This is a genomic window from Ensifer sp. 38_S197, assembly GCF_056924495.1.
In genome coordinates this window covers 2,352,661-2,372,608 of the sequence record NZ_JBXOVZ010000001.1, presented here as the reverse complement: position 1 = coordinate 2,372,608, position 19,948 = coordinate 2,352,661, and the positions used below count along the sequence as shown (strand labels likewise).

General features: G+C 60.7%; 11 protein-coding genes. 4 read left to right on the top strand and 7 right to left on the bottom strand.

The annotated features are described in order from the left end of the window. The first annotated feature begins 15 nt into the window (after positions 1 to 15). Positions 16 to 2,553 (top strand): methyl-accepting chemotaxis protein, encoded by a 2,538-nt coding sequence (locus AC1Z3V_RS10880; protein WP_483498791.1) that lies wholly within the window; start codon positions 16 to 18, stop codon positions 2,551 to 2,553. Positions 2,554 to 2,698: 145 nt separating this feature from the next. Further along, complete coding sequence (locus AC1Z3V_RS10875; RefSeq protein WP_483498789.1) at positions 2,699 to 3,379, top strand: hypothetical protein; 681 nt, start codon at positions 2,699 to 2,701, stop codon at positions 3,377 to 3,379. 200 nt (positions 3,380 to 3,579) lie between these two features. Here the strand turns inward: AC1Z3V_RS10875 and AC1Z3V_RS10870 are convergent, their stop codons facing one another. After that, positions 3,580 to 5,076, bottom strand: coding sequence for a fumarate hydratase (locus tag AC1Z3V_RS10870; RefSeq protein ID WP_483498787.1), 1,497 nt, complete (start codon positions 5,074 to 5,076; stop codon positions 3,580 to 3,582). Positions 5,077 to 5,299: 223 nt separating this feature from the next. Between AC1Z3V_RS10870 and AC1Z3V_RS10865 the strand changes: the two genes are divergently transcribed. Next, complete coding sequence (locus tag AC1Z3V_RS10865; RefSeq protein WP_483498785.1) at positions 5,300 to 6,832, top strand: citrate lyase subunit alpha; 1,533 nt, start codon at positions 5,300 to 5,302, stop codon at positions 6,830 to 6,832. A 239-nt stretch (positions 6,833 to 7,071) separates the two neighbouring features. Continuing rightward, entirely contained in the window at positions 7,072 to 7,986 is a 915-nt protein-coding gene (locus AC1Z3V_RS10860) for a S1 family peptidase (protein WP_483498783.1), read from the top strand. Positions 7,987 to 8,163: 177 nt separating this feature from the next. Here the strand turns inward: AC1Z3V_RS10860 and AC1Z3V_RS10855 are convergent, their stop codons facing one another. The 6 genes from AC1Z3V_RS10855 to AC1Z3V_RS10830 all read right to left on the bottom strand — a co-directional run bounded on the left by AC1Z3V_RS10855 (position 8,164) and on the right by AC1Z3V_RS10830 (position 19,921). Beyond that, a complete protein-coding gene (locus AC1Z3V_RS10855) occupies positions 8,164 to 9,780 on the bottom strand; it encodes a hypothetical protein (RefSeq protein WP_483498781.1) in 1,617 nt (538 codons plus the stop codon). Between the two features lie 75 nt (positions 9,781 to 9,855). Continuing rightward, positions 9,856 to 11,151 carry a carbon-nitrogen hydrolase family protein gene (locus tag AC1Z3V_RS10850; RefSeq protein WP_483498779.1) on the bottom strand — a complete coding sequence of 432 codons (1,296 nt, stop codon included), beginning with the start codon at positions 11,149 to 11,151 and terminating at the stop codon, positions 9,856 to 9,858. A 468-nt stretch (positions 11,152 to 11,619) separates the two neighbouring features. Then, a complete protein-coding gene (locus tag AC1Z3V_RS10845) occupies positions 11,620 to 14,952 on the bottom strand; it encodes a UvrD-helicase domain-containing protein (protein WP_483498777.1) in 3,333 nt (1,110 codons plus the stop codon). Further along, positions 14,949 to 17,570 carry a PD-(D/E)XK nuclease family protein gene (locus AC1Z3V_RS10840; RefSeq protein ID WP_483498775.1) on the bottom strand — a complete coding sequence of 874 codons (2,622 nt, stop codon included), beginning with the start codon at positions 17,568 to 17,570 and terminating at the stop codon, positions 14,949 to 14,951. The genes AC1Z3V_RS10845 and AC1Z3V_RS10840 overlap by 4 nt, the downstream gene beginning before the upstream one ends. 213 nt (positions 17,571 to 17,783) lie before the next feature. Then, entirely contained in the window at positions 17,784 to 18,101 is a 318-nt protein-coding gene (locus tag AC1Z3V_RS10835) for a hypothetical protein (protein ID WP_483498773.1), read from the bottom strand. A 2-nt stretch (positions 18,102 to 18,103) separates the two neighbouring features. After that, entirely contained in the window at positions 18,104 to 19,921 is a 1,818-nt protein-coding gene (locus AC1Z3V_RS10830) for an AAA family ATPase (RefSeq protein WP_483498771.1), read from the bottom strand. Between the last annotated feature and the right edge of the window lie 27 nt (positions 19,922 to 19,948).

Genomic DNA, 19,948 nt, shown 5'->3' with positions numbered 1-19,948 from the left:
GGGAGGGGCGTAGATATGGGCATTGAGGAGCTTTGTGGTCGTTTCAAACTCGGCGCCAAAATCGGATTCATCGGCGTCGCCTTTATTGTGACCATAGCCGCGGTCGCAAGCCTGAATTATTTCGCAACGGGAGTCCTTCAGAAACGTCTGGACTCATCGGGCGATGTCGTGAACGCTCTGACCGGCTTTAAGGACGTTTACGCAAGCATGACGCATTTTCTTCGGGACGCGTCGGAAGAAAGCCGTCGCGAACTGTCCGCGAGGCTGGGCAGCCAGAAGGAAATACTCTTTGCGGCAGAGAACCGTTTGAGCTCCATGGACGGAAGGCAAGTCATCACCCTTGCCGCATCAGAAACCGCAAACATAGAGCGCACGGTCGCCGGCCTTTGGAAACTCCATCAAAGCGAGACGTCGATACGCCAACGTCTTGAGACGGACTTGTCCGAAATCCGAGTGCTGCAGCAGAAGATTGCCGCCGAACAGCAGAGTTTGGGCGAGAATATCCAGCAGAGCGAGGAGGCCGCCAAGCGGATGCTGCAGAACGCCGAGTATCTGGACGGCACAAGCAGATTCTTCGCGAAGCTCTCTGCAGATCTGCGGACGGCCGCGCCCGAGCGCATCCAGGGTATCGCGAAGGCTCGCGTGCGCTTTGTTCATAAACAGTTAGAAGCGCCTGCCGGAGAGATGCCGCGAGAGTCGGCCGACGGAATGCGAAAATTGTCGGAGGCGTTAAGCAATCTTGCCGCCTCCCAGGATGCAACCGGCCAACCGACGGTGCTGGCTGTGGCTTCCCGCAGCGACCAGCTTGATGCCGTCATGAAATCCGAAGCGATCGAGAACATGAGAAGGGCAAGCCGAATCTTCGGGGACTTGAATCAGCGGTCGGCCTTCGCAGTGGCGGTTCTCGGCCACTGCCGGCAACTGTCCTATAACTTGGCGGTCCTGCAAAGCATGGCTGCACGCCATCTCGGAGAGCCCACACCCGAACATGAGGAGGCGCTCTCATCAGCCGTCGCTGTGGTCGAAGTCGATCTGAAGAACTTCGCCGGCGCAGCAAGCGGTCTGACGTTCTTCGACGGCCTGCCGGCGACCCTTGCGCCGACGATCAAAAGCGTGGGTTCAGGCTCGATGCAGTTGCGACAGGTGTCGACCGACCGCGGTGCATCGTTCAACGAGGCTGCGGCTACTATAGAAAAGGTTTGGAGCTCGCTTAGCGAGCTCGTCTCGGACCAGAAGGCTGTTGCCGATCAGGAGAGACGCCGAGCAAACGCCGTCTCCATCGCTGCGGTCGTGACCGGCGTTGCGATAGCTGCATTCGCCGCCTCGCTCCTGATCGTCACCCTCAAGACGCCGATTCAGCGGATCACCGGGGTCATGTTGCGACTGGCCGAAGGGAGGGACTCGGAAATCGGCAAGGATATCAACCGAGGCGACGAGATAGGTGACATGGCACGGGCCCTCGCCGTGTTCCGCGACAACGCCCAGGCCAAATTGAGAATCGAGGCTGAAAGCGAAATGCATCGGCTCGAGGCCGAGGAGGAACGGGCTCGCAACGAGGCGGAAAAGCAAGCTTCCAACCTCGAAATCGAAGCAGCCGTCGGCCATCTCGGCGCTGGTCTCGAGCGCTTGGCCAAGGGAGACCTCTCAGCACAGATCGAGACGCGGTTCACAGGGCCGCTTGAAAAATTGCGTCACGATTTCAACGGCTCGCTGGCGCGCCTGCACGACACGCTGCTCGAAATTCGCAGTGAGGCAGTGAAGCTCCAAGACAGCGGCATTCAGCTCGGCGGCTCCGCGCACGAACTATCGCGCCGGTCGGAGGCACAGGCGGCGTCTCTGGAACAGACGGCTGCGACAATGGAGCAGATCGCCACCGTTGTTCGCTCGACTGCCGAGCAGGCCGAGAATGTGAACCGAGCCGTCGGCGGCACCAAGAACGCGGCCGACGATTCTGCAAAGGTTGCTGCCAATGCCCTGCAGGCGATGGTGCGGATAGAGGCGGCGTCGCAGCAAATCGAACGGATCATCGGGGTTATCGACGAAATCTCGTTTCAAACCAACCTTCTTGCGTTAAACGCGGGCGTGGAGGCCGCCCGCGCCGGTGAATCAGGCAAGGGATTCGCCGTGGTCGCGCAGGAGGTCCGGGAACTTGCACAGCGATCGGGTTCGGCAGCCGAGGAGGTGAAGTCGCTGATTGAGCGGTCCGCGCTCGAAGTTCAGACAGGTTCCCGCATGGTGCGGGAAATGAACGACGTTCTGAACAAGATCGGGTCGCAAATCGTCTCGGTCAGCAACGAAATCGAGGCTATCGCTTCCGCAAGCCGGGCCCAGGCTGCTTCGGTCGCAGAAGTGAACTCCGCCATTAGCCACATGGGCCAGATCACCCAACAGAATGCAGCCATGGTCGGACAAACGACCGAGCTCGGACAATCGGTATCAGATCTGGCCCTGTCCTTGCGCACGCTCGTCGACGGCTTCACGCTGAACGCGACAGCTGCGGCTAATCACACGGCGGAAGTCGTCAATCTCAAGAAGAGACCGCACTCGTTCTGAGAAGGAGCGGAATTAGGCGATGGCCGACTTCGCCCCTAGGCCGACCCCGGTGCAATCCCCGTAAATCTTATGGACACCCACGGAAATACATCTACACAATCTTGAAGTTTATTTGCGTGGGCGGTTTGTCTGGAAGGGGGATCGGATGGATCCAGCAACAGGGGTCGGTACTGCACAGAAGGCGCTCGAAACCATAAGATCACTGCCGGTTTGGGTTATGTTGGCGATTGGCGTCTTTCTGGCAGTGGCCTGGCTGTCGCCCGACCTCCATTCCTTAGTGCCGGAAGGCTGGAGATGGATGCTGCCGCTGGCTTTGGTTTTGGTGGTGAGCCTCGCGACTTTCAAAGTAGCCGATCTAGGGGTGAGAAAACGCGCTGATCGCGGACGCACGGAGCGCAAAAGGCTCCATGATCGCTTGCAGCATGTTTATAGGCCCTTGTATTTCCTCTTCCTCACCCGTCATCTTGAGGTCAGCATCGGCAAGGCAGCCCCCCGCCTGCGTCATCGCCTTGCAAACGCGCGCATGGAACTAACAGCCTACAAGAGCCGCTTAGCAGGGATTCGAAGGGCATTCCGCGCCTTCTTCGACAAGCAGGAAAGTTCCTCTGCAGCAATCGAGTTCGGAGGCGATTTTCCGATGTCCCAGATTATCAAGATCATCCAGGCCCATCCCGAGCATGTCGACGATAAATTGTCGGAGCTCGTGCGCTGGGCTGACAGGTCCCGCTACGATGAGCCAGACCTCATGCTGCTGACCGACGCTGAATTTAACCTTTGGAAGCATATTCATACCGTACATTCGCGGCTCGCCAGACGCGCCAGCTAGTAGCTCGTGCGCCAACCCATTCCGAAAGATGGGCTTCTTCCAAAAACAACGATTGCCGCAAATGGGCACATGTATCAATCAAGAGTGCTTTCGTTGGTAGTCGCAGTGTTCACGTGCGCAACCGTCATTCGTCTCAATTCCTCGTCAGGCTCTTAAAACCGCCTGCCGCGGATGCGATTTTCGGTCCAGAATATGTCGCGCTACGCCTGCTTCCTCCACCGCGCCGGTCCTATGAGGTGTATCGACTTTCCCCGGCAGTCGACGGCCACTGTCACGGGCATCTCCTCCACCTCGAGCTCGTAGATCGCTTCCATGCCAAGATCTTCGTAAGCGACGCGCTTTGCGCTCTTGACCGCTTTCGAGACGAGATACGCGGCGCCGCCGACTGCGATGAGATAAGCTGCCTTGTAGCGGGCGATCGCCTCGATGGCGTCCTTGCCGCGCTCCGCTTTTCCGATCATCACCCGCAGACCAGTGCCGGCGAGCGCTTCCTCGGTGAAGCGATCCATCCGAGTGGCGGTCGTCGGTCCGGCGGGGCCGATGACCTCGTCACCCACCGCGTCGACAGGACCTACATAGTAGATCGCTTTCCCCTTCAAATCGACCGGGATTGGTTTTCCGGCACGGAGCGACTCCACCATACGCCTGTGAGCCGCGTCACGCCCTGTGTAAAGCCTGCCGCTGAGCAGCAAGGTCTCTCCGCATTGCCAAGACTCGATTTCTTCATCCGACAGCTTGTCGAGATCAACATGGCGATACTGGCCGGCCGTGCGATCGAGGATCAATTCCGGCCAATCTGCAATATTGGGGGGCGTAAAGACTGCCGGGCCGCTTCCGTCGAGTTCGAAATGTATGTGACGTGTCGCGGCGCAGTTGGGGATGACGGCTACGGGAAGAGATGCTGCGTGCGTGGGAAATGCCTTAATCCTGACGTCCAATAGCGTAGTCTTCCCCCCAAGGCCTTGCGCGCCAATGCCGAGGTCGTTGACCCGGTTGAAAATCTCCAGGCGTAGCTCCTCGAGGCGGTTGCTTGGTCCCCTGCGGACTAGTTCAAGCATATCCATTTCCTCATTCATGGCCTGTTTCGCCATGAGCATCGCCTTGTCGGCGCTGCCGCCGACGCCGATGCCGAGGATACCTGGAGGGCACCAGCCGGCTCCGAGCCCCTCCACTGTCCTCACAACCCAGTCGCTGACCGAATCCGAAGGCTCCAACACCGCAAAACGCGCCTTGTTCTCAGAACCGCCCCCCTTCGCCGAGACCGTGATCGACATCCGATCGCCTGGTACGAGTTCCACCTGGAGCATCCCCGGCGTGTTGTCACCGCTGTTTTTCCGCGACGACAAGGGGTCGAGGACGATAGAGGCACGCAACGGGTTGTCGTCCGCGAGGTAGGCCCTCCGTATCGCCTCGTCCACAATGTCCTGGAGCGCGCGATCCGACTGGATGCTCGCCCTTATACCGAGCTTGACAGAGACGTTGACGGTTCCCGTGTCCTGGCATATCGGCCGCTTGCCGATTGCCGCCATGCGGGAATTGACGAGTATCTGCGTGATTGCGTCCCTTGCCGAAGGGCTTTCCTCCCGTTCCAGCGCCGACACCATGTGCCTGATGAAGTCGGGTGGATGGTAGTAGGATATGAACTGCAGCGCTTCAGCGATGCTGTCGACGATGTCGGATTCTTGGATGATCGTCATGCCTTGTTCGCGCCTCAGGAAGGTCGGTCCCGAAGCATGGACGGACCGACGGTCAAGCACCAGCTGAAATGACTATTGGCAGAAAGAAGGAACAGCAATGGCTCGGCACTCGGGAGCCCGCCATTGGTTTCAACTATAGCTCGAAGATGGAGCCTTGGGTTGCTCTGCATAGCCGATCTTTCCATTCTGCATCAGGCGATGTGAGAGGCAAGGAGCACACCAAATGACATCTCCCGCGGATTGGCAGCGCGACGAAGTTGGCCAGCTTTTGCCGCAGGTATCCGAGAAAAAGGCCGACAGAGCATCGGCGTCGAGCGTGACCATGCAGCCCGCGCGCACGGCACGGGGGTCGCCGGACCGGCTCGAAAATATCGAAGCTGCCCTAGCAGCTTGTAGCCTCGCCGATGGCGCGACCTTGTCTTTTCATCACCATTTACGGGATGGGGATGCAGTTCTGAACCAGGTGCTCGCTGCCGCGGCGAAATCAGGGATCCGGAACCTGACGATAGCCGCCAGTTCTATTTTCCCCGTGCATGCGCCGCTGGTCGAGCACATTGCGAACGGCGTAGTCAGCGGCATCATCTGCGACTATGTCAAAGGTCGCGTGGCCGACGCGATCATGGCAGGTCTACTTCCCAATCCGGCGGTCCTGCAAACCCATGGAGGGCGCGCGCGCGCCGTATCCAGCGGACAATTGAAGATCGACGCAGCGTTCATCGCCGCGCCGGTGGTGGATCGCTCCGGCGCTGCGAGCGGAGCAGGCGGACGCGCATCGTGCGGCCCCCTAGGCTACGCGATGGTCGATGCGGACTATGCCAGGCACGTCGTACTGCTTAGCGAGGAGGTTATTGGCGATCAGCTCAGACAGTACGAGATCGCACCCGGCAAGAGCGACTTCGTTGTGACAGTTCCCACCATTGGCGATAACAGGAGGATCCTGTCCGGAGCAACCACCGTCGCAACCGACCCAACCAGTCGGTCTATTGTCAACCTGACCATCGACGTGATCCGGTCGAGTGGACTGCTTCGCGACGGCTTCTCCTTTCAGACCGGCGCCGGAGGAGTTTCTCTCGGTGTGGCGAGCGAGATCGGCCACCTGCTCGCCGAGAAGGGCGTGAAGGGCGGCTTCATTTCTGGCGGGATCGCCGGAGGGCACGTCGCCCTGCTCGAGGCCGGCCTGTTCGAACGGATCTACGATGTGCAGTGCTTCGATCTCGAGGCGGTCCGGTCATACGGGAGAAATCCAGGACACGCGGCGATGTCCGCGTCGCGGTATGCTTCCCCGATCGATCCGGATCCTGTGGTTGCGCATCTTGACGTAGTCGTTCTGGGAGCAGCGGAAGTAGACAAGGCGTTCAATGTCAATGTCGCGACCGGTGGCGACGGGACGATCATCGGCGGGCCTGGTGGACACCCGGATACCGCTGCCGGCGCAAAGCTTACGATCGTGACCACACGACTTACGGCCGGCGGGTATCCCAAGATCGTCGACAGCGTTCTCTGCCGTGTCACGCCTGGGCGAGATGTCGATGTCGTCGTCACAGAACTGGGGGTCGCTGTTAACCCACGGCGAGAGGACTTGTTCGACCGGTTCTACCGCGACGGAATTCCCGTGCGAACCATCGAAGGCCTGGCCGCGCTCGCCAAGGCTGAAAGCAGGTCAATATTACTGAGTAGGACAGATGAGGTCATCGCTACAGTCGAGTATAGAGATGGTAGTATCATTGATGCCATTACGAAATACCAGACGCGATGAAGCTGAACTTTAGGAGGCGAAAATAAATAATAGACTGTAAAACTTACTGCGCAGGACGCATTTTCGCTCGGCAGAAAGCGGCATTGGATGCAGATGATCTCCCATATCCAAAAATTGCCAATCTTATCCCGAAATTCCCCTTATAAGATAGATAGCATTAAATATAGATAATATGAATACCAGTTATTCATCTCTTATGTGCGAACGAGCGTGTAAGCGCATTATTTTGAGAGAACATCATGAAAGTAGATCCCAGAGTGCAATATGTGGAAGATGAGGTTCAAGAGGACTCCGTCTCCTTGCTTTCCAACTTAAAAGTGGGCGTGAGAACATTTCCGCCTCTGATGGACAAGGTTTATGGACATCTGGTCCCTTGGGACTATTTTGGACAGACTCTTTTGCTAATCGGTTTTGTCCGCGACGGCCGATACAGTGTAATAGGTTCCGGAGTTCTAATAGGCCCGGGAATAGCACTAAGCGCCTACCATACATTCGACAGCTATTTGCGAGACCTCGCCGAAGGCACCATTAGCGTGTTCGCGCATTCGATAACGCCCAACGGACTTGTCCATTGGCGGGTGGCGCATCTTTCCTCGGCGGCGAACGATCTGGTTGTCCTGTCCTTGCACCGAGCCTCCGCGATCGCCGACGGCGACACTCTAGAGCAGTGCTTTCTCTCAAGCCGGACACCGACTGTAGGCGAAGTCGTTATGATCGCAGGGTTCCGATCCGCACAAACGGACGTCGCCATCAGCGAGTACATGAAACTCGGCGGCACGGTGCGCATCGGCGTGGGTAAGGTTACCGATGTTTGGGTCGAAGGGCGCGACAGCGTGATGATGCCACATCCGTGCTTCGCCATCCAATGTTCTTCAACAGGCGGAATGAGCGGCGGGCCTGTATTCGACGCCTACGGGCGTGTCATTGGTGTCCTATCGAGCTCGATAGAGCATGAAGACGGACCGTCAACAGCGTCCTGTGCGTGGGCTGCGTTTCAAGCGGATGTGGCAGAACCTTGGCTGAAGGGGATGTTTGAGTTGCCGACCAGTGTACATCGTCTGGCCGGCGCTGGAATCATTGCCTGCGACCGTCTCGATGTCTTTGACGTCGAGAACGGAGATCCCGTGCGCTACAATCCATGGAATGAGGATTGACCCATGCACGCAGCACGTGCCGCTTTTCCAGCAGCGGCCCGGTGCTTGAACACATTCGACCCAGTTCGTGTCCTCCCCAGGACACCGATCTGATCCTGACGGACCAGTGGCCGCAGGGTCGATGTGCAAGTGCACGCTGGCGAAGCTCAACGGCCTGCCGCAACCCCCATCTCTGGATCAGCCATGCGTCCGAACGGGCAGATATGCACGAACGCGTGCCTCCCGATCATCTTCCATGTCGATGGAAAGGTCTCCTCCCAGATCGGTGAAAACAGACTTCGCATATCCGAGCGCCCACCCGGTTATGCTTGTCGGATCGGCGACATGTACAGGTCCCGTTCCTGCTTGAATGTTGTCGGCGACCCGACCTTTGCAGATGATGACTAGGTTCGAACCGTCGATCTTGCCCATCACATTGCGCTCGCTGGCTTTGTCAAAATGCTTTAGCGAAAGCGCGGTCATCTGGAACAGGGACTGCTCGATCTTTTCTTTCGAGCCTTCGATGAAAACGTTATTCCAGCGAAGATCAACCGACACTTGGTCGTCAACGAGCTTTCTTACTCCGTCGACCACATCTTCTACCAGTTTTCTGGAATCAAGATGCTGCTGCGGGGACTCGGTAAAGTCCTGGATGATGTTTCCCCCGCCGTAAAACCGCGGCAACGCCGCAGGAACACGCTCGGCCGCCAGTCGCTGCAGCAGTCTCTGGCGTGCGCTCGCTCCCTTCGTCTTCCTAATCTTAGACAACGCCACCTCCCGCCACCGGTCGGCCAAGGTCTCCTGTACTGCCCTCGAAGCGGCGTTGTACTCGATAAGGCGATGCCGAAGGCGATGAAGTTCAGCCGATAGCTCAGCCTCCTTCGCAGATAGCTCCTGGACCCTGGCCGACAGGGCCTCGCTTCGCTGCAGGTAAGTTGTGACGTCGAAGGCGACGGCGGCCTTGCTACCCTCGGCGAGATCCAGTACTACGAAACTGTGGGCCCCATCGGGAGACAGGATTTCGTAGCTCTCGACCGTCCCCAAGCTTGGTTCGGAGATGTCACGCATGGTGTAAGACCATGCTCGATAGCTACGCGCTTCAGAAAGTTCGCAGCCCGCTCCCTGCATGATCGATCCAAAGGCCGGATTGTGTCCCACCATCGCACCACTCGAATCCCAGACCGCTGAGGGTAGTGGAAGCTGCGTCCACAAACCCGGTGTCCTGTCTCGCGTAGCCGATACGGGCTGCCCAGTTTTGGTGTTCCGGGTAAGCGCCGCGCGGCCCGAATGAGACAGCTCAAAGAAAGCCTCCCTCCCTCGGGAGTGGCGGATCACAAGGCCACTCGACGTAAGAATAAGCAAAACACGCGAGAGATTTGCCTCCCCGATGGAGAGGCTTGAAGCCAGTTCAGCCCTGCTGACTACAGCGTCGGCGCCACCAAGAATCTCAAGAATTTGACGGACATGCCTGCGGCCAAGCACTTCGTCGAGAGGCTGCATTTCCGCAAACCGGTGCGAGCGTCCGACCAAATCTGACAATGCCCGAACGCGCGCCGCTACCTCCTGATTGCCCCGGTTCCTTAACACAGCGGCAGCATATTTCTGCGCGTTGAACCAAGTAATAAGCTCGTCGTCGAAGGCGCGCGCGGAGAGAAGCCGCCAAGTAGCATCGCTAAGCGCTGAATAGATGTGCTCTGCAAGATCGGCCGAATGGTTGAGCGCGAGCTCGAGCACGCCTTGCACCTCTTCCGCGACGACGTCGCCGCGTCCCAGGAGTTCGAGCTTTTTTGTGAGTGTCCGCGTGTCAGTTTCCATAGGTGGCACGGTCCTATATTTTACATTAATTTACATTGTGCCGATTGTTTCAGCTGTCAAGCCGGCGGTATGAAATTAAGTAAACTTTCGGATCCATGTCGCGCCGACTTTGGTTTCCTCGAAGCTGGGGTGTTGTCCTGCCGTTGCAAGGAGAACGTAGCCGTTAAAGCCATCCCTCTCCGGGAATGCCTGTTGCACTACGAAAGTGGCCGTTGAGAATCGGATCGTAGCGCGATCAGCATTTCGCAAATGTCCCTCCATCGTCTTGTCGTCGCCGCAGGACGGGACGAGGATGAAATCAACATCAAGTTTGTTGTAAACATTGTCGAACTGACTGTCGCAAAAGTCGAGGCAGATCGCGAATGCGACAAGGCCTTCCGGTGTGACAAGGACTGGGAACGTAGTGCCTGGTTCTATTCGTTCTCTGGCGCGCCGCCCCCCTCCGTATGACATCCGCTTGTTATACACTGCGACTTCTTCGCCGAAGCCGTCGAACACGCGAGATGTATTTCGAAATGCCTCGCCAGACGCCTCGTGCCAGCTTCCCGCAACCACGAGCGTCGGTGGCGTAACTTGGCGTCCCATCAGGAAAGGCTTCAGCGCAAGTTGGGCTTTGATTTCCGCGAGCGACTGGGAGTCGATAACCAGCTCCGGGAAGACTGTGGCGAAGCAGTCTTCGAAATGAGAGTTCTCGATCGCCTTCCTCACGGTTGCCACCCTTTGCTCCGGATCGACGGCCGTAACAACGAACGTGGCGCCTTCGCCCGCGTCGTCCTGGAAGGCGACCTTTGAAAAGAGAGCGGCACCAAATCCCAGCGAAGCGCTTGGACGCCGGATAGCATCCACACGCCGCAACTCCACTTTGGCACCATCAGCCTCGACGGGCAAAATACGATGCGCGAATAGAGCGCGCTTTGCAAATCCGCGCCGATCGGCGGCCGGCTCCGCGGGCGTCCAGCGGCGGCGCGGAATCGGAACAAGGAAGACATCGTCGTCCGACGGACATCGCACCCGCCATTGCTCATTGATGTCCACCGGGACAAGCCCGGTGTCTGCCCTCGTTAACTCAAGTTCCAACGCTCGGAGGAGCACAACAAGCCTCCGGAGATTCTCAACGTCTCCGGCTTTGAGATCGGGGGCGTATCCGAACCCTCCCTGAACGACGGTGTCGGACAGCTTTGCCGCCTCTGAAATGAGATACTGCTCGTCCCAATCGATGAAGTGCGTGAGGATGGGGCCTCCGGCCATAGCCGCTGTCCGATAAACTGCGACAACGGCACGGCGGAAATCGTCAGGATCTTCTGCATGCAAAGCAGCGAGTTCGTCGGCAAGAGCGAGAAGATGTTGGCTCCATTTTTTCTTTTTCGGCATCGACTTAGTTCCTGGATTTAGAACTTGCTTTCGCAACCTTAACTTGAATTGTCAATGTCATAGCGGACGATCACCCGTGCCCGCTCCGGCAAAATAGATGGCTTCCGGAGGCAAATTTGGGTGAATCATCGTTATAATCGATGCGACTTGCGGGTCGGTTCGTTCGCTTAGGACGCTCGAGCCGCTGTTGTCCTCGCCACAGTCCGCAGCAATGTCGCAGCCTCCGCGACATTTCAACTGACTGTATGGATGCGCGTGAATGCATTGGAATGCTGGTGCGATGCCTTCTTGCACCCATGACCGAACCGGTACGGAAATCTGATTGCGAGAGCTCGCAGGTTAAGCGTGTCGAAACGCCTATCAGTTCTCGGGCGCGGCGTACCTCACCGCAGCCATTTACCAGCCCCCTCCAGAACAGGCTCCCGCGAGACAAGTTCGAATGGTCGGCGTTCGCCAGGAAGCAAACGCCTAGTGTGGGCCGTCCGATGTCGGTTCATGCGCCGAGATCCACCTGATCGTACCTGACGTCATGTAGACCAACGCGCCACGCCGAACTCCCGTGGCGCCGAGATAGTCACTGAGCTGACGCGTGTGGTCGCGCAAATCCTTCTGCGTCGGCGCAACGTCGCTCTTCCAGTCGAGCAGGACCGAAGGGATCCCGTCTTCGAGAGCAATCGCGTCAATCCGTCCGGCCAGCGCGGCCGGACCAGGTTGGTCCGCAAGCATCCGGTAGATCGGCCACTCGGGCACGAGGTTCGGCCTGAGCACGACGATGTCCGGAAGCTGCAGCGTTCGCGATGCCGTCTGAGCCATCTCTTCGGCATCGGGAAAAGCAGTACCGTCCTCGATGTCGACCACGAGTTCCCGCAGCAATGTGCGCGCTCGCAATGCGAGAGTCGACACGTCCTCTAGGATCTCGCCGCTCAACACCTCCTCCATCAGTTTGTGCAACACCACGCCGCGTACGCGCCCCGCCCCCACCGGAGCATCGGCAATCGGCGGTTCGTCGGGTTCGAGAGCAATGACTTCGCTCGTCGGTTTGCGATCTGAGTCTTTCTCGCTCGGCCGCAGCCATTGTAGGGGCGCTGAGACCGCGCTGATGGCGTCTTGCTCTTTCGCGAAGGTCGCCTCGGTCTGCAGGTTTGGCAGATCGGACTCCGGGTTGCGTTGGAACGGCGCCATTTGCGACAAGTTGAGCTCTGGGAGGTCCCGATGTGCAAGGTCGACGATACGCGACCATGATCGTTGCTCCGCCTGTGGCAGTTCGAGGATGATCAAGAGTTCCCGGGCGCGTGTGCAGGCGACATACCAGAGGCGCTCGCGCTCGCGCGTCTCGCTCGCTTCCTCGGGTTCAAGTGCCAGAAGCAGGTCGGGAGGTACGACATCGCCGATCACCCAATGCAATGTATCGTCGGATACCCGGTAGACGAAGGGATCGCGCGAACGGAGCAAGGTGCCAGTGTTGATCGGTATCACCACCGGCCATTCGAGTCCTTTGGCGCTATGGATAGTGATGATCTCAATGGCGTCGCCCTCGGAATCGATCCGCCCTTCATTGTGGGGCTTGCCCTCACGCCATTCCCGCGCGAGGTCTTGGACGAACTTCTTCAGCCCCCTCACCCCGTATGGCCGGGCGCGTTCGAGGACCGCTTCCACGTTGGCTGCAGCCCGTGCACCTCGGTCGCTCTCCCGGCCGGCAAGGATCGGACGAACCGCGAGGCGCTCGACGGCTTCTGCCAGGAGGAGCGCGGGCGTGGTCGTCCGCGCCCGCCGCCTGAGGTCCTGGAGGATGGACAGAGTGCGATAAGCCAGGGGATGGGCGACATGCTCGCGACCCGTCATCAGCGAAAAGCGAGGATTCGAATCCGTAAGATCGGGATCAGCAGGAAGCGCTGCGGTGATGTCGAGCAGCTCCTCTTCGGTCAGGCCCACCAGCGGACCGCGCATGAGTGCACCGAACGCGAGAGTGTCCTTCGGATTGGCGAGCACACGCGCGAGCGCCAGAAGATCCTGTACCTCCTGCCGCCGGAAGAGACTTTTGCCGGCCTGCGAGGCGATCGGCAGGCCGCGCTGCTCGAGCGCGCGTTCGTAACGCCAGAGCTCTGCGCCCGTAGGCGCAAGCAGAGCGATGCCTCCAGGGGCAAGCGGCACTGCGATCCCGTCCTCTCCGCTGACCAGCAGGTTTCCGATGAGCCGCAGGCAGAGGTCTGCAACCACGTCTGCCTCGGCATCGCGGATCTCGTCCGACCGCGGGTCCGGCGGAAGATCGACGGTCCGACGCGCCACACAAGGCAGATCATGGACCGGCTCGCCCATCGTCTCGGTAAGGGCGACATAGCCGGGCTGACCATCGCCGCAAAGCGGTCCCGCAAAACAGCGATTCACGTGGTTTATGATGTCGGGGCGCGAGCGGAAGTTGGCGGTGACCTGGACGATGTTCTCGGGCCATTTCCGCTCGATGGCCATACGAGCCTGCGTGTAAGTGCCGATGTCGGCGCCGCGGAACCGGTAGATCGCCTGCTTCGGGTCGCCGACCATGAAAAGCGAGGCGGGACGCAGCGAGCCGTCCTGCCAGCGCTCGGAGCGGTCGTGAGCCGCGATCCGGAACAATATCTCCGACTGGACAGGGTCGGTGTCCTGGAATTCGTCGACAAAGATGTGACGATAGCGGCGTCCGAGCTCACGCCGCACATCGTCATGCTCGCGCACCAACTGGCGCGCTCTTTCCAGCAGGTCGTCGAAATCGAGAACCGCAGCATCGCGCTTGAAGGCGGCGTAGTCGTCGAGCACTTCGTCGAGCTCGGACGACAGCTGGGAGACGAGCGCAGTCGCGATCCGCCCCAGCAGGACGCGATAGCAGCCGTCGACATGCTCGAAACAAGCATTCGCCTCGTCGTTGCAACGCCCACCATTCTCCTTGCCGACGACCCGCTCCCAGGCGGATTTCAACCTTGGCCTCAGAAGATCGAAGCTGCGCCGACGCATGCAACCGAGCCGGGGCGGATGAGCCAGCACCCAGAGCCGTCCGAAATCCGGCCGCGGATCGAAGCTGCCAGCGTAGAAACCTGCAAGCGTCTCGAGCTCGCCGACCAGTTCCAGCGTTCTTGGCTCGGGCGGCTGCGACGAAATCCAACGGCGGAAGTCCTGGACCGCGTCGACCAGATCGATGTCGGGTCTGCCCTCCAGATTGACCGGAGGCGTCTGTGCGCCGCGATATCTCAGTCGAAAACGCGCCAGTTCCCGCAAGGTGTCGACAACGTGGCGAGGATCGTCGCGTGAGAGAGCTGCGATCGGATCTCCGTGCCGCTCCGGGGCGTTCAAGCGGCGCTTCAGCCACTTTTCAAAAACCGATTCGAACGCGGCGGCCGCCTGGACGGCATCTAGAACACGCACCCCCGGATCGATGCTGGCCTCCACGGCGTAGCTGGAAATAATCGTCTGGCAGAATGCGTGGATGGTGGCCGTGGTGAGTTCGTCGAGCTTCGCAGCTGCTGCTAAGAGCGCGCGACGCTGGTCGGCTTCGAGTCCGTTGGGCAATGCTGGCCGCAAGGGTGCCGGCACATGGCCGGCCAGCAGGTTGCCAACATAGCGATGCACCCGTGCAGCAAGTTCGCTGGCGGCGAGTTCGGTGAATGTGATAGCAGCGATCGCGCCTGGCTCCATGCCCCGCGCGAGCAGCATGGTCACCCTTCCTGCCATGAGCGCCGTCTTGCCGGTGCCGGCCGCAGCCTCGACCAGCAGCGTGGCGTCGAGGTCCGTAAGGATGCGCCGCCTCTCGTTGATGTCGGCGAGCTCAGTCATCGGCGGCTCCAAACGCGCGTGAAGTCGCCGAACGCGCTGTTGATGGCGGCATTTTTTATCCGGAAATACGTGACAGGCGATGCCGGCATGGCGAGACGGAAATCGTCGCGCTCTTCCTGCGCGTCCGGGCCCGGCAGCACGACGCCGCTTCGCAGGAGCTCCATCGCCGCGGTGACATGCATCGAGAGCTCGGCGACTGCCTGATCGACGTCCGGTAACCGGTAGGGCCTCGGGTGCAGATCACCTAAGAAGACAAGCCTCGCCACGACTCGCGGATTGTCGGGTAGCAGATTTTGCGCCGCGAGTGCATAGATCACCCTCTGGAGCTCGCCGCCGCCACCGAGCGAGATCTCACTCGCCTGCCGCGGCTCTCGTCCAGTCTTGTAGTCGGTTACGCGAACCGCGCGTCCGTCGCCTCTGAGATCGAGACGGTCGATGTTCCCCCGGACACGAATGTTCGTGCCGGGGATAATGACCTCGGCATCGGGTTGCCAAGGCAATCCGCTGCCCTCTCCAGTACTTTCGGCGCGGCCGAAGGCGACCTCGGTCCAGCTCCGAGTGTCGGCCTCTTCGAAGGTCTCGAGAGTGAGCGCCCTGAGGGCAAGACGGCTAGCTTCGTCCAGCGTGTGTTGCCACAGCAGTGCGGGTGGCACCGAACGCTCGATCGGCCACCGCGCGGCCACGGATGCCACCGACGATGCCAGCGCAGCCTCGATCTCCCGACGCGTAGCGCGCGCGTAGCCCGGATTCGGCTCGAGTGCATCGACGGCGTGTTTCAGCAGATCATGAACGAGCTCGCCATAGGCGCGGGCGTCGAGCGCAAGCGGCTGGTCGTCGTCCGGAACCCCGCGCCAGCCAAGCGCATAGCGCCAGACATAGGCAAGGGGATTGCGGAGCAACAGCTTCAGCGAGGTGGCCGACTGAATCTCAGCGACCGCACGAGCGATGACGGGATGGTCAGCCCTCGAAATTCCATCGTGGGCTGTTACCCGGGGCGAGCGCCAGTCGCGCCAGCAATGGTTGGCGGCGGCGAGCGCCGGCGAGGCCCCCGCTTCGTCAAGCCGGGCGAGGAGGCGATCCGCCTCGTTGAATGCGTGTGGCGGAATACGCGCGCGCCTCAGAACCTGTGCCTGAAGGTCTGAAGCAATCAACGGGCTGGGGGAAAGGAGGCCGCCTTGGGCGTTCCGCAGGCTCCGTGACAGAACACAGCCACCTGCGGCATGGCTTGTGATCAGATGGAAAGCGCGGCGGTCACGCTCGGTGATCGGATCGGGGTCAAGCCTACGCCGCGAAAGGATGTGTCCAGGGACTATTGGATCTTCGACGGACCGCCTAGGCCAGGATCTGGACGTCATGCCAAGAAGACGCACCCAACGACGCGGCGCCGCCACGAGATGGCCCGCCGGGCACCAGACGACGGACGCGCCCGGATCATGCCGATCCGGCAGGCGCAGTTCCTGGAGCGAGAATTCGAGAGCCTTGGCCGGCGCACGCCGCAGGGCCTCCGTCCACATGAGGCGGGCCCCTGGACCTAACAGCATCGCTCCCGCCTCCTCGGCTGCGCCGCTTCCGCGCGCCAACAGCTGCAGAACGGGAAGCACGATCGGGCGCGGGTCCAATCCATCGGACCGGGGCTCTGCCGCACTGTCGAGGGCGTGCCCCCACTGATCGAGTTCGAACAGCGCGGCGCCCTGCTGGAGCCCCGCCGACCAGCTCGTCGGCAGGTCGCCAAGGCTTCGGCTGACGCCGGCGGAATGCGCTAACAGTCGCCGCACCCGATCCTGGCTGAGGCCGTTCAGCAGGACATCCGCCAAGGCGGCGCACGCCTGTCCGTCGGACGATGCGAGCGCCGGCAAGCCATGCGTGAAATGCAGTGGCAGGCCGGCGTCTGAAGCGAGCACGAGAAAGTGCTCGTCCCACTGCTCCGTGCCGGTGGCGCAAACAGCGATCTCTTCGGGTCTCGCCTTACCCGAGGCGATAAGCTCGCGGATCCAGCGTAGCGCCTCTACGACCTCGGCACGTGGGTTGGCGCACGAAACGACCGATTTTTCAGCGGCTTGCTCGTCGCGCTCGACAATGACTTGCCCTGGGAACCAGCTGGTGTCCGCCGCGCCGGATTTCACCCATGAGAGTGGCACCAGCTCATGCAGCGATGCCAACAGCGGGCGCCACACTGGAGCGACATCGAACACCCGATCGAGTTCGACCGGCCCTAGAACGGCTGGCCCATGGGCGACGCGTCGGAGTGCCAAGGCGCGTAATTCGCGGGGCGCGAACACACCGGGAGGCAGGTTGACCAGAACGTGATGTTCGATTTTGGCGAGATCTGCAAGGCGCTGGTTGCTGCCGGCCACATCCGCTAGGTCGAGATCGTTCTGCCATACCTTCGCGAGCGTCCGGGCGACCGCGCGCGTCGTCCCGGGTAGATGGCGGACGGCTTCGAGGTCGGCAAAGCTTCCATCCTCTAGTGCCGCTCGGATTGCGAGATCGAGTTCCTGGGACCGCGCCGGACGGATGAAGCCGCCCGCGAGGCGCGCGGCGAGCAACGGCAGGGTCAGCATCTGGACGCCCGCTTCTCCACGCCTCGCGGCTTCGAGGCGACGCATATGGAATGCCAAGGGTCCTTCGACTATGACGGTCCGACGCTTCAGCGTGCCCTCCCCAGAACAGACGCCTTGGCTTCAGCTTGAAGCTGGGCCCGCTGGCTTCTGCCGCGGAATTCAACCGTCAGATGATTTGCCCCCTTCGTCAACATTTTCTCGTGTTCGTCACCGGGGATGAGGCTTACCACCTGTCGCGAACCAGAAGCAGCAAGCAGACGCTCCAAGACGCTAAGATCGCCGGTGCGACGATCCGCCGGCGTTGTGGGCGTCATCCATCACCTCCCCCAACGTCGGCGGCGGCCCGGCCAGAATGTCAACGAGATCTGAAAAGGAGACGAGGCACACGAGAGCATCATCCTCCACGGTGATCAGGCTTGGACTCCCCTTGATAGCCGCCACGGCAAGCAGGAACAGCCGCCTTCGCGCCACCCGCACAGGCATTGGCGCACCAGCAGCCTCCCGAAGGGCTTCCGTGATCGACTTCTCCCGATCAGGAGCCAGCACGCCTTTGAGACCTTTGACCACCATTTTCCAAGACGCGTCCATCTTTACGTCCTCCGCCTTCCTGGGCTTGTGCCGGATACAAGCATGCGGTCCACATCGGCGCCCTCGACAAAGCCCTTTTCATCGAGTGCTCTCGCGATGGCCTCGACCGCAGCCAGATGGTTGGCAACGATCTCCTTGGCGCGCGCCAGCTCACGGAGGAGGACCTTCTCGACCCTCCGGGCGACGACCGGCGATTCCCTGCGGAGCCGGTCGAGTTCGTCGGATGTTCGGGCGCGCAGATAGTTGAGCCCTTCGCCCATGCCCAGCTGCACCTCCATCATAGTGGCGAGATCCGCCGCCTGGTGGATGTCGGAGCCGTCCGCGCCTCCCGCGCCTTCGAGCGTCGTGTCCAGAACGACCGCCTCTGCAGCCAGACCGCCCATCAGCATGGCGATCTGATCGAGATAGGACTGCCTGTCTCGCAACCAGATTTCGTCGAGCTGGAAATAGGCGCCGCCGCTCTGCTGCGTTCCGGATCCGCGCAGCTCGTTCGAGACGGCGACGCCGTGGAGGATACCGATGCTCAAATGCAATCCGACGACCGCATGGCCGGCTTCATGCACTGCGATATTCCATCGCAATCGCCCTTTGATCGGCATCGATGCGGGCAGTTTCGAAAGGACCAGCTCGGCAGTCGCGCCGTCTGCCGCCTGTCGAACGTCTCTGCGCACCTCGCGGGACAGCTTCTCGAAATCGGCTCCTGTGAACCCGCCCGTCGCCAAGGCGATCGCCTTGAGGTCCTCCTCCGACAACGAAGACCCGAAGTACATACGGGCCAACTGCTTGCGGGTCCCCACATCAGGTAGAGGAATGCGGATGTGGCGGTCGAGACGGCCCGACCTCAAAAGGGCCGGATCGATCTTTTCCGGATGGTTTGTGGCGCCCAGAATGACGATCCCTTCCCGTCGATCATGTCCGTCGACCAGTTCGAGCACCCCGTTCACCACCTGGGTGCAGTAGTTCGCATTGTGCCCCCTGAACGAGGTTCGGTCTCCGATGCTGTCCAGTTCGTCGAGAAACAAGATGCACGGCTTGTTGGCTGCAGCCTCCTGGAAACTTCCGCGCATCGCGCCGAGCATGTCTCCCAGGTGGCCCATCGACTGCCATTGGCTGACGGAGGTGGCTACCAGGTGGGTTCCGCAGGATCGGGCCAGCGCGCCGGCAAACATGGTCTTTCCCGTGCCGGGTGGGCCGCTAAGCAGAAGACCGCTGTCGAGGTCGGCCCACGCGAGCCGACCACTCCTCCAAAGCGGGAGGTCTGCCGAAAGGGCGAGGCCCCAGTCCCTCGCCTCGCCGTAGCCGCTCAAATCCTCAAGCCGGGGAGCGGTCACCTGCGGCGCAGGCCCCGCGGGCTGAGGGATCTCCGCCAGTCGCTCGATGGCGACAGAGCATGGCCTGCCTGGCCGGAACGCTGCGAAGAGCGTCGTGGCCGGATACTTGAGAAGGCGCGCAGCCGCATCGGTTCCCAAGACTTCGCCCTGGACGCGCTTGATCGCAGCCACAAGATGAGCGGGCCGAAGCGCCTCGACCTCGACCACTCGATCTGCAAGCAGTGTCACGGCCTCGGGCATCTGGAGGTGAAATGGCCAGAGCACAAGGAGCGACCCTGCTCTTTCAAACTCGTTCAAGATTCCGTCCACGTCGGCTTCGCCTCGGCTGGTCTTTGGTTTCACGACGGTGAACGGCATCTTCGCCGCGGCGTCTCTGAGGACCAGCAGCGTGGCGATCTCGTACTCCGACAGGTTTGCTTCCTTGGGCAGCTGGAGGACGAGCACGATCCGTCTGGGACGCTTCACGACAAAGGCGCCGCCGAGGCGCATCGCCTTCCTGACGGCAAATCCATATGC

Coding starts and splice junctions, on each gene's coding strand:
- AC1Z3V_RS10880 (WP_483498791.1), top strand. CDS start 16: ATGGGCATTGAGGAGCTTTGTGGTCGTTTCAAACTCGGCGCCAAAATC.
- AC1Z3V_RS10875 (WP_483498789.1), top strand. CDS start 2,699: ATGGATCCAGCAACAGGGGTCGGTACTGCACAGAAGGCGCTCGAAACC.
- AC1Z3V_RS10870 (WP_483498787.1), bottom strand. CDS start 5,076: ATGACGATCATCCAAGAATCCGACATCGTCGACAGCATCGCTGAAGCG.
- AC1Z3V_RS10865 (WP_483498785.1), top strand. CDS start 5,300: ATGACATCTCCCGCGGATTGGCAGCGCGACGAAGTTGGCCAGCTTTTG.
- AC1Z3V_RS10860 (WP_483498783.1), top strand. CDS start 7,072: ATGAAAGTAGATCCCAGAGTGCAATATGTGGAAGATGAGGTTCAAGAG.
- AC1Z3V_RS10855 (WP_483498781.1), bottom strand. CDS start 9,780: ATGGAAACTGACACGCGGACACTCACAAAAAAGCTCGAACTCCTGGGA.
- AC1Z3V_RS10850 (WP_483498779.1), bottom strand. CDS start 11,151: ATGCCGAAAAAGAAAAAATGGAGCCAACATCTTCTCGCTCTTGCCGAC.
- AC1Z3V_RS10845 (WP_483498777.1), bottom strand. CDS start 14,952: ATGACTGAGCTCGCCGACATCAACGAGAGGCGGCGCATCCTTACGGAC.
- AC1Z3V_RS10835 (WP_483498773.1), bottom strand. CDS start 18,101: ATGGACGCGTCTTGGAAAATGGTGGTCAAAGGTCTCAAAGGCGTGCTG.
- AC1Z3V_RS10830 (WP_483498771.1), bottom strand. CDS start 19,921: ATGCGCCTCGGCGGCGCCTTTGTCGTGAAGCGTCCCAGACGGATCGTG.